12 protein-coding genes and 1 pseudogene are annotated in these 14,103 nt (G+C 64.5%); 9 read left to right on the top strand and 4 right to left on the bottom strand.

The features are described from left to right. Window positions 1-5 precede the first annotated feature (5 nt). From paaK to paaG, 3 genes are read right to left on the bottom strand one after another with little or no spacing between them, the layout of a single operon-like run. Window positions 6-1,316, bottom strand: coding sequence for a phenylacetate--CoA ligase PaaK (gene paaK / locus HNS34_RS14945; RefSeq protein ID WP_172320902.1), 1,311 nt, complete (start codon window positions 1,314-1,316; stop codon window positions 6-8). A gap of 3 nt (window positions 1,317-1,319) precedes the next feature. Beyond that, window positions 1,320-1,748: a hydroxyphenylacetyl-CoA thioesterase PaaI gene (gene paaI, locus HNS34_RS14940; RefSeq protein ID WP_172320901.1), complete on the bottom strand. Its 429-nt coding sequence runs from the start codon at window positions 1,746-1,748 to the stop codon at window positions 1,320-1,322. Beyond that, a complete protein-coding gene (gene paaG, locus HNS34_RS14935) occupies window positions 1,745-2,530 on the bottom strand; it encodes a 2-(1,2-epoxy-1,2-dihydrophenyl)acetyl-CoA isomerase PaaG (RefSeq protein ID WP_172320900.1) in 786 nt (261 codons plus the stop codon). Before paaG ends, paaI begins: the two co-directional genes overlap by 4 nt. A gap of 92 nt (window positions 2,531-2,622) precedes the next feature. Here paaG and HNS34_RS14930 point away from each other — a divergent pair, with 92 nt between their 5' ends. The 9 genes and pseudogenes from HNS34_RS14930 to HNS34_RS14890 all read left to right on the top strand — a co-directional run. Then, on the top strand, window positions 2,623-4,653 hold the full coding sequence (locus HNS34_RS14930; RefSeq protein ID WP_172320899.1) for an FAD-dependent oxidoreductase: 2,031 nt from the start codon (window positions 2,623-2,625) through the stop codon (window positions 4,651-4,653). Then, window positions 4,650-6,671: a phenylacetic acid degradation bifunctional protein PaaZ gene (paaZ, locus tag HNS34_RS14925; RefSeq protein ID WP_172320898.1), complete on the top strand. Its 2,022-nt coding sequence runs from the start codon at window positions 4,650-4,652 to the stop codon at window positions 6,669-6,671. Before HNS34_RS14930 ends, paaZ begins: the two co-directional genes overlap by 4 nt. A gap of 33 nt (window positions 6,672-6,704) precedes the next feature. Then, window positions 6,705-7,547 (top strand): PaaX family transcriptional regulator C-terminal domain-containing protein, encoded by an 843-nt coding sequence (locus tag HNS34_RS14920; protein WP_172320897.1) that lies wholly within the window; start codon window positions 6,705-6,707, stop codon window positions 7,545-7,547. A gap of 102 nt (window positions 7,548-7,649) precedes the next feature. Beyond that, window positions 7,650-7,928 (top strand): hypothetical protein, encoded by a 279-nt coding sequence (locus HNS34_RS14915; protein WP_172320896.1) that lies wholly within the window; start codon window positions 7,650-7,652, stop codon window positions 7,926-7,928. Then, a complete protein-coding gene (locus HNS34_RS14910; protein ID WP_172320895.1) occupies window positions 7,912-9,012 on the top strand; it encodes an ABC transporter ATP-binding protein in 1,101 nt (366 codons plus the stop codon). The genes HNS34_RS14915 and HNS34_RS14910 overlap by 17 nt, the downstream gene beginning before the upstream one ends. 80 nt (window positions 9,013-9,092) lie before the next feature. Continuing rightward, on the top strand, window positions 9,093-10,208 hold the full coding sequence (locus HNS34_RS14905; protein ID WP_172320894.1) for an extracellular solute-binding protein: 1,116 nt from the start codon (window positions 9,093-9,095) through the stop codon (window positions 10,206-10,208). Between the two features lie 107 nt (window positions 10,209-10,315). Next, window positions 10,316-10,603, top strand: coding sequence for a DUF1330 domain-containing protein (locus tag HNS34_RS14900; protein WP_172320893.1), 288 nt, complete (start codon window positions 10,316-10,318; stop codon window positions 10,601-10,603). Window positions 10,604-10,606: 3 nt separating this feature from the next. Further along, a complete protein-coding gene (locus HNS34_RS14895; RefSeq protein WP_172320892.1) occupies window positions 10,607-12,169 on the top strand; it encodes an ABC transporter permease in 1,563 nt (520 codons plus the stop codon). Between the two features lie 32 nt (window positions 12,170-12,201). After that, window positions 12,202-13,026 (top strand): annotated as a pseudogene (locus HNS34_RS14890) (ABC transporter permease); the annotation flags it as partial. Between the two features lie 252 nt (window positions 13,027-13,278). On the opposite strand, the gene HNS34_RS14885 reads toward HNS34_RS14890, so the two are convergent. Beyond that, the gene (locus tag HNS34_RS14885; protein WP_172320890.1) at window positions 13,279-14,046 is read right to left on the bottom strand and encodes an SDR family oxidoreductase; all 768 of its coding nucleotides are present in this window, start codon (window positions 14,044-14,046) and stop codon (window positions 13,279-13,281) included. Between the last annotated feature and the right edge of the window lie 57 nt (window positions 14,047-14,103).

The raw sequence follows: 14,103 nt of genomic DNA, 5'->3' as shown, positions 1-14,103 counted from the left end.
GTGGCTTACCCCTTGTCCCGGTTGTCGACGACGCGGCGGGCCTTGCCCTGGCTGCGCTCCACCGCGCCGGGATCGCCCACGATCACCTCGGTCGAGATGCCGACCACATCCTTGATCCGCTTGACCAGCATCCGGGTCGCGGCGGTTCGGCTCAGTTCGTCGGCGGCATCCAGCGTGGCCTCGACATGGACGCGCATCGCGTCCATCCGGCCCGCCTTGTAAAGCTCGATCTGGAAATGCGAGGCAAGGCCGCCGGTGGCCAGCACCTGTTCCTCGATCTGGGTCGGGAAGACATTGACGCCGCGCAGGATGATCATGTCGTCGGAACGTCCGGTGATCTTCTCCATCCGCCGCATCGACCGCGCCGTGCCGGGCAAAAGCCGCGTCAGGTCGCGGGTGCGGTAGCGGATCATCGGCAGCCCTTCCTTGGTGAGCGTGGTGAAGACAAGCTCGCCCATCTCGCCATCGGGCAGGACATCGCCGGTTTCGGGGTCGATGATCTCGGGCAGGAAGTGATCCTCCCAGATATGCAAGCCGTCCTTGGTCTCGACGCATTCATTCGCGACACCCGGCCCCATGATTTCGGAAAGGCCATAGATATCAACGGCGTGCATGTCGAAGGCCGCCTCAACCTCGGTCCGCATCGCGTTGGTCCAGGGCTCGGCCCCGAAGATGCCGACATCGAGCGAACACGCGCGCGGATCGAGCCCCGCCTTGCGGAACCCTTCCAGGATATTGAGCATGTAGGAGGGCGTGACCATGATCGTGCCGGGCTTGAAATCGTTGATCAGTGTGACCTGGCGTTCCGTCATTCCGCCCGAGATCGGCACCACCGTGCAGCCAAGCCGCTCGGCCCCGAAATGCGCGCCGAGCCCGCCGGTGAAAAGCCCGTAACCATAGGCCACATGCACGATGTCGCCGGGCCGCGTGCCGCTGGCGCGCATCGACCGCGCGACGAGGTCGGCCCAGTTCGAGAGGTCGTTCCTGGTATAGCCCACCACTGTCGGCTTGCCCGTCGTGCCCGAGGAGGCATGGATCCGCGCGATCTGCTCACGCGGGACGGCGAAGAGGCCGAAGGGATAGTTGTCGCGCAGGTCGGTCTTGTAGGTGAAGGGGAATTTCGCAAGGTCTGACAGGGACTTGAGGTCGGCAGGATGCACGCCCGCATCGTCGAACCGTTTGCGATACATCGCCACGTTTTCATAGGCATGGTTGAGGGACCATTGCAGCCGGTCCAGTTGCAGCGCGCGGATTTCGTCCAGCGAGGCGATCTCGATCGCGTCGAGGCTGTCCTTGGCGGGGGTCAGGTCTTTCATGGTCTATTCCTCCTCGAAAAGCTGGCCGCGAATGGCGCGGGAATGGCCGCGGAACTCGGCGATCCTCGTTCCGGCCTGGCTGGTGACGGTGACGTCATAGATGCCGCTGCGCCCACTCAGGCTGACCTCACGGGCATGGGCGGTCAGCGTGTCGCCGACATGGGCCGGGGCCAGGTAGGTGATGGCGTTCATCTGCGCGACGGTGGATTGATTGCGGCTGTTGCAGGCGAAGGCGAAGGCGCTGTCGGCCAGCGCGAAGGTGATGCCGCCGTGACAGATGCCGTGGCCGTTGGCGTGGTGGCGCTCGACCCTCAGGGACAGCTCGGCGCAGCCTTCGGTGACGGAAATGATCTTCATTCCCAACCACTTGGAGGCTTCATCGCCCTCCCACATGGCACGGGCGGCGCGGCTGGCGCGGGTCTCGGGGGTCATTTGCCTTGAAACTCCGCCGGACGTTTTTGCAAGAAGGCGCTGACCCCTTCGGCATAGTCCGCGCTTTCACCGCAGAGCTTCATGGCGTCGGCCTCCATGTCGAGGTGATCGGACAGGTCATGGGTCGCGGCGGCCTGGATGCAGGCCTTGGTCTGCGCAAGTCCGAAGGTCGGGCCGGCGGCGAGGCTCGCGGTCAGCGCGCGGGCCTCCTCCATCAGCATGTCGTTGGCGTGAACATCCCAGATCAGCCCCCAATCGGCGGCCTTGCGGGCGGGCAGGGGCATCGCGGTCATCGCCAAGCCCTTGGCGCGTGCCTCGCCGATCAGGTGGGGTAAATGCCAGCTTCCGCCTGTATCGGGGATCAGGCCAACCTTCGCAAAAGACTGGATAAATTTCGCGCTCTCGGCAGCCAGCACAATATCACAGGCCAGCGCCAGATTGGCTCCGGCCCCGGCGGCGACGCCATTCACCGCACAGATCACCGGGCAGGGCAACTCGCGGATCAGGCGCACCAGCGGCGCGTAGAACTCGCGCACGGTGCGGCCCAGATCGGGCGGGTCGTCCATCTTTGAAGGGTCGCGGTCGCCCAGGTCCTGGCCCGCGCAAAAGCCACGGCCCGCGCCGGTCAGCAGCACCGCGCGGGCCCCCTCATCGCGGGCGTCCTCAAGCGCGGCCCGCAATGCCCCGTGCATCTCGTCGTTGAAACTGTTCAAACGATCCGGGCGGTTCAGCGTGATCTCCCGCCAGTCGCCCTTGTTTTCAATGCGTATCGTGTCGCTCATATCCGCCGATCCCCCCTTTGCCTGACAATTACCTTGCATAAACCGAACGGTTGGTCAATAAATTCCGCACGTCAGACCAAGGGGGATTTTTCATGTCGGAACGCGATGTGGTGCAGGTGGTGCGAGAGGGCGACATCGCCTGGGTGACCATCGACAACCCGCCGGTGAACGCGACCTCGACTTTGGTGCGCGCAGGGCTGTGGCAGGCGGTCGATGCCGTGCAGGGCGCGACACTGGCCGTGCTGCGCGGGGCGGGCAATTGCTTTGTCGCGGGCGGCGACATGTCCGAGTTCGACCGCCCCCCGGAAGAGCCGCATCTGCCTGATGTCGTTCAGAAAATCGAAGACAGCCCGGTGCCGTTCCTGGCCGTTCTGGATGGCGCAACGCTTGGCGGCGGCTGGGAGATTGCCATGGGCTGCGCCTGGCGGATCGCCGCACCGGGCGTGAAGATCGGGCTGCCGGAGGTCAATATGGGCCTCATTCCGGGAGCTGGCGGGACGCAGCGCGCGCCGCGGCTGATCGGGATGGAGGCGGCTATTGACATGGCCTGCCGGGGGCGGATCTTCGCGGCTGAAGAGGTCTTTGACCTGGGCGGTATCGACCTGATTTCAAAGGACATCATTGCCGATATCAAGGCGTTCGCCGAGGATCTTCCGCCCCGGCCCGAGCCGGTCAGCGCGCGCGATGTCGATGTGCCGGACCTGAGCGGAGTCGCGGATGAGGTGCGAAAAAGGGCCAAGGGGCAGAGCTCACCGCTGGAAAATCTCAAGGCGCTTCAATGGGTTGCGCTGCCCTTCGCGGAGGGCCAGCCGAAGGAGCGGGCGCGCCATCTGGAACTGCGCCAAAGCGCCGAAAGCCGCGCCCTGCGCCATGCCTTCTTTGCCGAGCGGCAGGCCGCCAAGCCCGATGCGATCAAGGGCGTCACCCCGCGCGACATCGCCCGCATCGCCATTGTCGGCGGCGGGTTGATGGGCGCGGGAATCGCGGCGGCGGCGCTGTCGGCGGGGTATGAGGTCGTGATCCTCGAGCGGGGAAAGGCAGAGGCCGAAGCCACCGAAGCGCGCGTCACGGGGCTGCTGGAAGGGGCGTTGAAACGCGGCAAGATAAGCCGGGAAGTATCGGAAAAACAACGGGATAATTTCAGCGTTGCACCGGGCTACGGGGCCGCCGCCGGGGCCGATCTGGCGATTGAAGCGGTCTTTGAAGACCTGGAGGTCAAGCGCGAGGTGTTCCGCAACCTTGCCGAGGCGATGGGCGACGACGCGATCCTCGCGACCAACACCTCCTACCTCGATCCGACCGAGATCTTTGCGGGCGTTCCCAACCCCGCCCGCTGCCTCGGCCTGCATTTCTTCTCGCCTGCGCATATCATGAAGCTGCTGGAAATCGTGATGACGCCCGACACCGCGCCCGAAGTGCTGGCGACGGGCTTCGCCTTTGGCCGCAAACTGAAAAAGATGACAGTTCTGTCAGGAATTTGTGACGGGTTTGTCGGAAATCGGATGCTGGCCGCCTATCGGCGCGAGGCGGAATACCTCTTGGCCGATGGCGCGCTGCCGCATGAGGTGGACGCGGCCATGCGCGGCTTCGGGATGCCGATGGGACCGTTCGAGTTGCAGGATCTGACCGGATTGCAGATCGCCTGGGCCAATCGGCAGCGGCAGGCGGCGACGCGGCCCGAGGGCGAGCGCTATGAGACGATTGCCGACACGCTTTGCGATCTCGGTCGATTGGGCCAGCGCGCGGGCAAGGGCTGGTATCGCTACGGCGAGGCCAGCCGAAGCCCCGTGCGCGACCCGGAGGTCGAGGGCATGATCCGGGCCTATTCGGCGGAGCGCGGGATCACGCGACGGGGCTTCGGCGCCGATGAGATCGCGAACCGCCTCATGGCCGTGCTGATCAACGAGGGCGCGCGGATCGTCGAGGAGGGGATCGCCGAACGCTCCGGCGATGTCGATACGGTGCAGATCCACGGCTACGGCTTTCCGCGCTGGCGCGGCGGGCCGATGCACTACGCCTCCGAACGCGGCTGGGACGTGGTGGCACAGGACATGGCCCGCGTGGCCGAGGCGAGCCCGGGATCGTGGGTGATTGCCGATCAATTGAAAGGAGCAGCGAGATGAGCCTGCAAGATGTTTCAAGTTTTGCCGCCGGACGCTGGATCGCGCCGGATGCGAATGCGCGCCTGATCGAAAATGCCGTCACCGGCGAAGCCATGGCGCGGGCGGGCAATGACACGTTGGATGTGGCCGCGATGCTGGAGTTTGCCAGGACCAAGGGCGGGCCTGCCCTGCGCGCGCTGAGTTTCCATGACCGGGCGCGGATGCTCAAGGCGCTGGCCGTGGAACTGGGCAAGCACAAGCAGGCGCTCTATGACCTCAGCTTCGCGACCGGGGCGACGCAGAGCGATCACCTGATCGACATTGACGGCGGCATCGGGACGATGTTCGTCTTCGCCTCCAAGGGGCGGCGGGAAATGCCGGATGGGCATGTCTACCTCGATGGCGAGGTTGAGCAGCTCAGCCGTGACGGCACCTTCCTGGGGCAGCATATCTGCACGCCTTTGCAAGGGGTTGCGGTCCATATCAACGCGTTCAACTTTCCGGTCTGGGGGATGCTGGAAAAGCTCGCGCCGACGCTGCTGGCGGGGGTTCCGGCGATCGTGAAACCGGCGACGGCGACCTGTTACGTGACCGAACTTGCGGTGCGGATCATGTTGAAAAGCGGCATCCTGCCCGAGGGCGCGCTGCAACTGGTCTCGGGCGGGCTTGGCGACATGCTGGACCATCTGACCTGTCAGGATGTCGTGGGCTTCACCGGATCGGCGGCGACGGCGCTGAAACTGCGCTCCGCGCTCGTGATCATGCAGAACTCGGTGCGCTTCGTGGCCGAGCAGGACAGTCTGAACGCCTCGATCCTGGGGCCGGATGCAGTGCAGGGCACGCCGGAGTTCGACCTTTTCGTCAAGGAGGTGACCCGCGAGATGACCACCAAGGCGGGGCAGAAATGCACCGCGATCCGGCGGATCATCGCGCCGGAGGGGCAGGTCGCGGCGCTGATCGAGGCGCTGTCGGCGCGGCTGGCCAAGACGACGGTGGGTGACCCGAAGGCTGAGGGCACGCGGATGGGCGCGCTGGTCAATAACGGCCAGAAACGCGACGTGCTGGAGAAGATCGGCACCATCGGGGCCGAGGCCACGCGCGTCTTCGGCGACCCCGAGGATTTCGCGATGGCCGGGTCCAGGGGGGCCTTCCTGCCGCCGATGCTGTTTCATTGCGAAAGCCCCGACACGGCGGCCCGCGTGCATGACACGGAAGCCTTCGGGCCGGTCAGCACGATCATGGGCTACCGAGATCTGGACCATGGTATTGCGCTGGCCAACAAGGGGCAGGGGTCGCTTGTGGCCTCTCTCATCACGCATGACGGCGATGTGGCGCGTCAGGTGGCCTTGGGGGCCGGCGCCTTCCACGGGCGGCTCTATATCAACAACCGCGATTCGATGAAGGAAAGCACGGGCCACGGATCGCCCCTGCCGCATATGGTCCATGGCGGGCCGGGACGCGCGGGGGGCGGCGAGGAGTTGGGCGGCGTGCGTGGCGTGATGCACTACATGCAGCGCACGGCGATCCAGGGCAGCCCCGACATCCTGACCGCGATCGGCGGCGTCTACGTCAAGGGCGCTACGGTGCACAAGGGTCCGGCGCATCCGTTCCGGCGCAGGTTCGACGAGCTTCAGATCGGCGAGAGCATCACAACCGATCCGCGCCAGGTCACGCTGGCCGATATCGAGCATTTCGCGGAGTTTACCGGCGACACGTTCTACGCCCATATGGACGAGGAAGCCGCCGCGCGGAACCCGTTCTTTCCGGGCCGCGTGGCGCATGGCTACCTGCTGCTGAGCTTTGCGGCGGGGCTGTTCGTCGATCCCGATGAAGGGCCGGTGCTGGCCAATACGGGCCTCGACAATCTGCGTTTCCTCAAGCCGCTGGTCGCGGGAAGCTCCATCCGGGTTCATCTGACGGTCAGGAAGAAGACCCGCCGCAACGAGGAGTATGGCGAGGTGCGTTGGGCCGTGCGCGTGACCGATGAGGAGGGCGAGGCGGTGGCCGAATATGAGCTGCTGACGATGAACGCCTCTTGAGCGGGGCGGGGCGGCGCGCGTAGCATGGCCTCCATGCACGAGTCCGCCAGCCCCACCTTTCGCGCCTGCGCCGCCGCCCTCACGGGTGATCAGGGGCATCGGGTGTGGTCGCTGATCGTGACCATCTTCGGCGATCTCGCGCAAGGAAAGGGCGACGCGATCAGCGGGCCCTTGCTGTCGCAATTGACCGGGCTGATGGGCGTGAGGCCCGAGGCGATGCGGGTGGCGCTGCACCGGCTGCGCAAGGATGGCTGGATCGAGAGCCTGCGCGAGGGGCGCGCCAGCACGCATTTCCTGACGGGCTATGGCCGTGCGCAATCGGCCGCCGCATCGCCGCGCATCTACGGGACCGGCGTGCCGAGCCCTGACCTGTGGCACCTGCTGATCGCGGGCGACACGGTTGGCGCGGCGCGGTTGGAGGCTTTCTTGCAAAGCGACGACTATATCGCGCTTGGCGGGCAGGCGGCGTTGGCCCCCGGTCCGCTGCCTGACGATCACGGCGGGCTGCTCGGGGTCGAGACGGGCGCGGTCGCGGTGCCCGACTGGCTGCGCGCGCAGATCTGCCCCGAACCGCTGATGCGGGCCTATGCGGAATGTCTGGCGGCGTTCGAGAACGTGCTGGACTGCCTCGACCGCAGCCCGCCCTTGACCGGAGCCGAGGCCGCCGCCCTGCGCGGGCTGGTGGTGCATAGCTGGCGCCGGATCCTGCTGCGCCACCCGGACCTGCCACCGGCGTTCTTTCCCGAAGGCTGGCCGGGCGTGGCGGCGCGGGAGCGGTTCTCGCGGATCATGGCGGCGCTGCCGGTGCCTGACCTCGCGGTGCTGGAACAGGGGCTGACGGGGCATGATTCGAGGCGCGCGGTTTTGGAGGGTTGACAAGCGTTCGTCGGGCCGGGTGCGGAACCTCTGTTCGATTGTGGCAAGGGCTGGTCCGCATCCTTTTTGAAGACCGGAGAGGATGGACCTAACCATCTGATCATGAACGAAAAAATTGAGTGCTTCAGGATGCCATCCGACCTCAATGCAGGTTCCGGGATGGTGGCCTCTTGCAGGTCGTTTCCAGTGACCTTCAAGAAAACGGGTGGACAGCGAATATCAAGCTCTTACAGTGAAGAGGCTGGGACGATGTCGTTTTCTGGCCGTGTATTGTCGTTTTTCGACCCGGTTGTATCAGGAAGCGCCGCAATGATGCCGCAATGGCCACAGGAAGCGCGCAAGCGCCGAAGAACAGGGAAGATTCATGAACGCAAGTTCTGACGCAGACCATTTCGTGGTCTTTGACCGTGTGCAGAAAAGCTATGACGGTGAAAACCTGGTCGTAAAAGACCTCAATCTCGCAATCGGCAAAGGTGAATTCCTGACCATGTTGGGGCCCTCGGGCTCGGGCAAGACGACCTGCCTGATGATGCTGGCGGGCTTCGAGACCGCGACACATGGCGAGATCTTGCTGGACGGCCAGCCGATCAACAACATCCCGCCGCATAAGCGCGGTATCGGAATGGTGTTCCAGAATTACGCCCTGTTCCCGCATATGACGATCGCGGAGAACCTGTCCTTCCCGCTGGAGGTGCGCAAGATCGGCAAGTCCGACCGCGAACAGAAGGTGCAGCGCGCGCTGGACATGGTCGAGATGGGATCGTTTGGCGGCCGCCGTCCGGCGCAGCTTTCGGGCGGTCAGCAGCAGCGGGTGGCACTCGCCCGGGCGCTGGTCTTCGAGCCCGAGCTGGTGCTGATGGACGAGCCGCTTGGCGCGCTGGACAAGCAGCTGCGCGAGAAGATGCAGTTCGAGATCACCAACCTGGCGCATAATCTGGGCATCACCACGGTCTACGTGACCCACGACCAGACCGAGGCGCTGACCATGTCGGACCGGGTCGCGGTGTTCGACGATGGCCGCATCCAGCAGCTTGCCGCACCCGATACATTGTATGAATCGCCCGAAAACAGCTTCGTCGCGCAGTTCATCGGTGAGAACAACACGCTGATGGGCACGGTCGAAAGCATCGAGAACGACCTTGCCGTGGTCAAGCTGGACGATGGCGAGCTGATCGACACGCTGCCCGTCAACGTCACCAAGGTGGGCGACCGCACGCTGGTCTCGATCCGGCCCGAGCGGGTCGAATACGACCCCTCCCGCCTGCAACCCGGCGCCCACACCGTCAAGGCCGAGGTGCTGGAGTTCATCTATATGGGCGACATCTACCGCACCCGTTTGCGTGTCGCCGGAAATGATGATTTCTTTATCAAGACCCGCAACGCCCCCGATCAGCGCCGGTTGCAACCCGGCGAACAGATCGAGATCGGCTGGCGGGCCAAGGATTGCCGGGCACTGGACGCCTGAGCAAAGTGGAGAGCCCCCGGCGCGTGCAATGCCAAAGGGGGCCGATAACGCGAACAGAACGACCAACAGAGGAGAGAAATATGAAACTGAAATCAGCACTTATGCTGACAACTGGTATGGCGATGTCCGCCACCATGGCCAGCGCCGAAGCGCATATGGCCGACAGCCTGACCCTGGTCAGCTGGGGCGGGGCCTATCAGGCCAGCCAGGTTGCCGCCTACGCGGAGCCCTACATGGAGAACAATCCCGGCGTCGAGATCGTCTGGGACGAAAGCTCGAACGAGGCCGTGGCCCGTCTGCGCGCCATGAACGAAGCCGGCAACATCACCTGGGACCTGGTCGATGTCGTGGCCTCGGACGCCATTCGTCTGTGCGACGAGGGTCTGGCCATGGAGATCGACCATGACGAGGTTCTGGCCCCGGCCCCCGATGGCACCCCTGCCTCCGAGGATTTCGGCGACCTGATCGTCAGCGACTGCTTCATCCCGCAGATCGTCTATTCCACCACCTTCGGCTATCGCACCGATGTCGAGGAATGGAACGGCCGCACGCCGGATGACATCTGCGACGTGTTCGACCTGGAAGCCTTCCCCGGTCAGCGGTCGCTGGAGCGTCGCCCGATCAACAACATGGAATGGGCGCTCTTGTGCTCGGGTGTTGCCGAGGAAGACGTCTATGACATGCTGGAGACCGAAGAAGGTATCCAGATGGCGTTCGACAAGCTGGAAACCATCCGTGACGAGACCGTCTGGTGGTCCGCCGGTGCCGACACGCCGCAGCTTCTGGCTGATGGCGAGGTCGTGATCGGCTCGACCTATAACGGGCGTCTCTTCAGCGTGATCGAAGAGCAGGACCAGCCGGTCGCCATGCTCTGGGACGCGCAGGTCTATGACCTCGATGGCTGGATCATCCCCGAGGGTTTGCCCGAGGATCGCCTGGCCCGCGTGCTGGACTTCCTCTACTTCGCCACCGACACGCAGCGTCTGGGTGATCAGGCGGCATACATCTCCTACGGCCCGGCGCGCGCAAGCTCGGCCCCGCTGGTGGGGGATCACGCCGAACTGGGTATCGCCATGGCCCCGCATATGCCGACCGATCCGGCAAACGCGGAACGCACCTTCCTCTACAACTACGAGTGGTGGGCCGATTACCGTGACGACCTGGACGCCCGTTTCCAGGCCTGGCTGTCGCAATAAGCGATCCGTGGCGGCGGGGTGACCCCCGCCCCACGACCTGAAAAACAGGGTAGGGCGGGGGGTTCCCCGCCTTCCCCGCCCAGAGAAAAACCAACAAGGCGGGACAGATGCCCAAAGGCTACATCATCGGCCATATCACGGTGACAGACCCCGACAGTTACCCGGAATATATCCGCCGCGACACGCCCATCCTGGAACGTCTCGGCGCGAAATTCATCGTCAGGGGCGGTCAGGCGCAGGTGATGGAAGGCCAAGCCGGCGACCGTCATGTGGTGATCGAGTTTCCAAGCTATGAGGCGGCCCTCGCTGCCTATAACGATCCCGAATATCAAGATGTCGCAGCGATCCGCAGGGCAAGTGCCGACAGCGTGATCCTCGTCGTGGAAGGCACCTGAGACATGACAGACGCAGCCGCACAGACCGAAGCGAAATCCGGCCCCGTCCTGGCCGCCGACGGACGCCCCCTCAAGGCCAGCCTGCGCCGGGCGCTGAGGGCCCAGAAGATGCGGGCGCTCCTGCTGATCGCGCCGCTTCTGCTGTTCATCATGATCACCTTCATCCTGCCGATCGCGGATATGCTGTTTCGCTCGGTCGAGAACCAGATCGTCTCCGAGACGCTGCCGCGCACGGTGGTCGCGCTGGAGGATTGGGAGGATCACGATCAGCCGCCATCCGAAGACGTCTACGCCGCGCTCTACTATGACCTTTTCGAGGCCGCCGAGTTCCGCATCCACAGCCGCGTCGGCAGCCGCCTGAATTACGAGATGACCGGCGTGTCGTCGCTGTTCCGCCAGTCGGGGCGCGGCGTGGGCCGGTTCGACACCGATATCTATACCGACCAGTTCGCCGAGCTGGACGCCGATTGGGCCGACCCGCGGGTCTGGGCCACGCTGATGGAGGATGAAAGCGTCCGCGCCGCCCTGCCGGAAACTGCCAGCGCCTATGACGGGTGGGTCAATGTCACCATCGAGGCCAACGAGGATGACCCTCTGGAGGAGGATGTCGAGGATTACGTCTATACGGCGCTCTACCGTGATCTTGCGGCGCGCGGATATGATGGGTCCAGCGCGATGCTCTCCGAGGCGGCGGAGGCCGTCGGCGCGTTTGAGACCGTCTCGCTGCGCGAGCAATTCGCCGAGATCGACGAGGATTGGCTGGACCCGGCCGTGTTCGAGACCATCTGGGTCTACAGCCCGAACTACACCGCCGGCTATTTCCTGACCGCCGTCGATCTGCAACTGACCGCCGACGGGATCGAGCCGCAGTCCGAAGACCTGCGGGTCTACCTGACGCTCTTCAAGCGCACGATGTTCATGTCGCTGGTGATCATGGGCTCCTGCGTGCTGCTTGGCTATCCCATTGCCTTCCTGCTGGCGAACCTGCCGATGCGGATATCGAACATCCTGCTGATCCTGGTTCTGCTGCCGTTCTGGACGTCGCTGCTGGTGCGGACCTCGGCCTGGAAGGTGCTGTTGCAGCAACAGGGCGTGATCAACGATATCCTGGTCTGGATCGGCCTGGTGGCCGACAATGACCGATTGGCGCTGATCAACAACCAGACCGGCACGATCATCGCGATGACGCATATCCTGCTGCCCTTCATGATCCTGCCGCTCTATTCGGTGATGCAGACCATCCCGCCCTCTTATGTGCGTGCAGCCAAATCGCTTGGCGCGACCGACTGGACGGCGTTCTGGCGGGTCTATTTCCCGCAAAGCGTGCCCGGGATCGGGGCGGGGTGCATCCTCGTCTTCATCCTCGCCATCGGCTATTACATCACGCCCGAACTGGTGGGGGGGCGCACCGGCACCTTCATCTCGAACCGGATCGCCTATCACATCTCGACCTCGCTCAACTGGGGTCTGGCGGCGGCCCTCGGGTCCATCCTGCTGATCCTCGTCCTGGCGCTCTACTGGGCCTATGACCGGATCGTCGGCATCGACAACGTGAAACTGGGGTAAAGATCATGAGCCTTCCAATCTATGCCTCCACCGGCCAGAAGATCTGGTATTACAGCTTTCGGGTGATCTGCGGGTTGATCTTCTTCTTCCTGATCGCGCCGATCATCACGATCATCCCGCTGAGCTTCAACGCCGAGGATTTCTTTACCTTCACGCCGGAAATGCTGCGGCTGGACCCCGAGGGCTACAGCCTGCAGCATTACCGGGATTTCTTCACCAATCCGGACTGGCAGCAGCCGCTGTGGAACTCGGTCAAGATCGCGCCCGCCGCGACGCTGCTGTCGGTGTCACTGGGCACGCTGGCCGCGATCGGGTTGAGCCAGAGCCATGTGCCCTTCAAGGGCGCGATCATGGCGATCCTGATCTCGCCGATGATCGTGCCGCTGATCATCTCGGCCGCCGGCATGTATTTCTTCTACAGCCGGATCGGGTTGCAGGGCACCTATCTGGGTGTCGTGCTGGCCCATGCGGCCCTTGGCATTCCCTTCGTGATCATTACCGTCACCGCTACGCTGGTGGGGTTCGACAAGTCGCTGACGCGGGCCTCGGCCAATCTGGGCGCCGATCCGGTGACGACCTTTTTCCGGGTGCAGATGCCGCTGATCCTGCCCGGCGTGATCTCGGGCGGGCTTTTTGCCTTCATCACGTCGTTCGACGAGGTCGTGGTGGTCCTCTTCGTGGGGTCGGCGGGGCAGAAAACGCTGCCCTGGCAGATGTTCATCGGTCTGCGCGAACAGATCAGCCCGACGATCCTGGCGGTGGCGACCATCCTCGTGATCATCTCGATCTGCCTGCTGACCACGGTGGAGTTGCTCAGGCGGCGGTCGGAACGGCTGCGGGGGATGTCGCCGGGCTGACAAGGATCGAGCGGCGGATCGCGTTCGGGATCCGCCGTTTTCTCCCGTATGGAGGAGTTTCGCCGCGCGCGTTGCGCGCGTCGATCCGCGCGCCCTTCGGGCGCGCTTTCTTTCAGGTAATTACACGAAGAAGATGAGAAATCGGGGCTTCTGCGGTGGTGTCGCCGCGCGCGTTGCGCGCGTCGATCCACGCGCCCTACGGGCGCGGAAGGGTGAGTATTTGGGCCAAGAAGATGTGGGCAGGGTGCCGCTTCAGATCGTCAGGCCGCCATCCACGACCAGCAATTCGCCTGTCGTGTAGCTTGCCGCGTCGGAGACGAGGTAGAGCACGGCCCCGGCCATTTCCTGCGGCTCTGCCGGACGCTTCATCGGCAGGCGGGCCATGATCGCGTCGTGATGCGGTTTGCTGTCGAGAAGCGCGCCCGCGAACCTGGTCCGCGTCCATCCCGGTGCGATGGCGTTGACGCGGAGGCCGAGAGAGGCGCATTCCTTGGCGAAGGCCTGCGTCATGTTCACCACCGCCGCCTTGGTGATGGAATAGGTGCCCTGCGCGTCTCCGGGCTCCAGCGCGTTCACTGACGCGACGTTGACGATGGCCCCCTTGCCTTGCGCCCGCATCAGTTTGCCCGCCGCTTGCGACATGAAGAAATAGCCGCGGATATTCACGTCGAGCGTCTTCTGGAAGCTGCCCGCATCGGTGTCCAGGATATGGCCGAAATAGGGGTTGGTCGCGGCGTTGTTGACGAGGATGTCGAGCCGCCCATGCCTGGCCTCGACATGCGCGATGGTGGCCGCGATCTGGTCCATCTCGCCGATATGGCAGGGATGGCTTTCGGCGCGGAGGCCCTTGTCGCGGATGGCCTGTGCGACGGCCTCGCACCCCTCGGGCTTGCGGCTGGAACAGATCACGTGCGCGCCATGCTCGGCCAGCAGGTGGGCGATGGCCTCACCGATGCCGCGGCTGGCCCCGGTGATGAGGGCGATGCGGCCCGTGAGGTCGAATAGGGGATGGGGGGTCATCTGCGGGCCTCCTGATGGGTCAGGCAAGGCTAAAGAGGGGGCGGACCCGAAGGCAAG

The sequence above is a fragment of the Alterinioella nitratireducens genome (genome assembly GCF_013155465.1).
Taxonomy (GTDB): domain Bacteria; phylum Pseudomonadota; class Alphaproteobacteria; order Rhodobacterales; family Rhodobacteraceae; genus Alterinioella; species Alterinioella nitratireducens.
The sequence above is the reverse complement of the archived record's forward strand: the minus strand, read 5'-3'. Positions and strand labels throughout refer to the sequence as shown.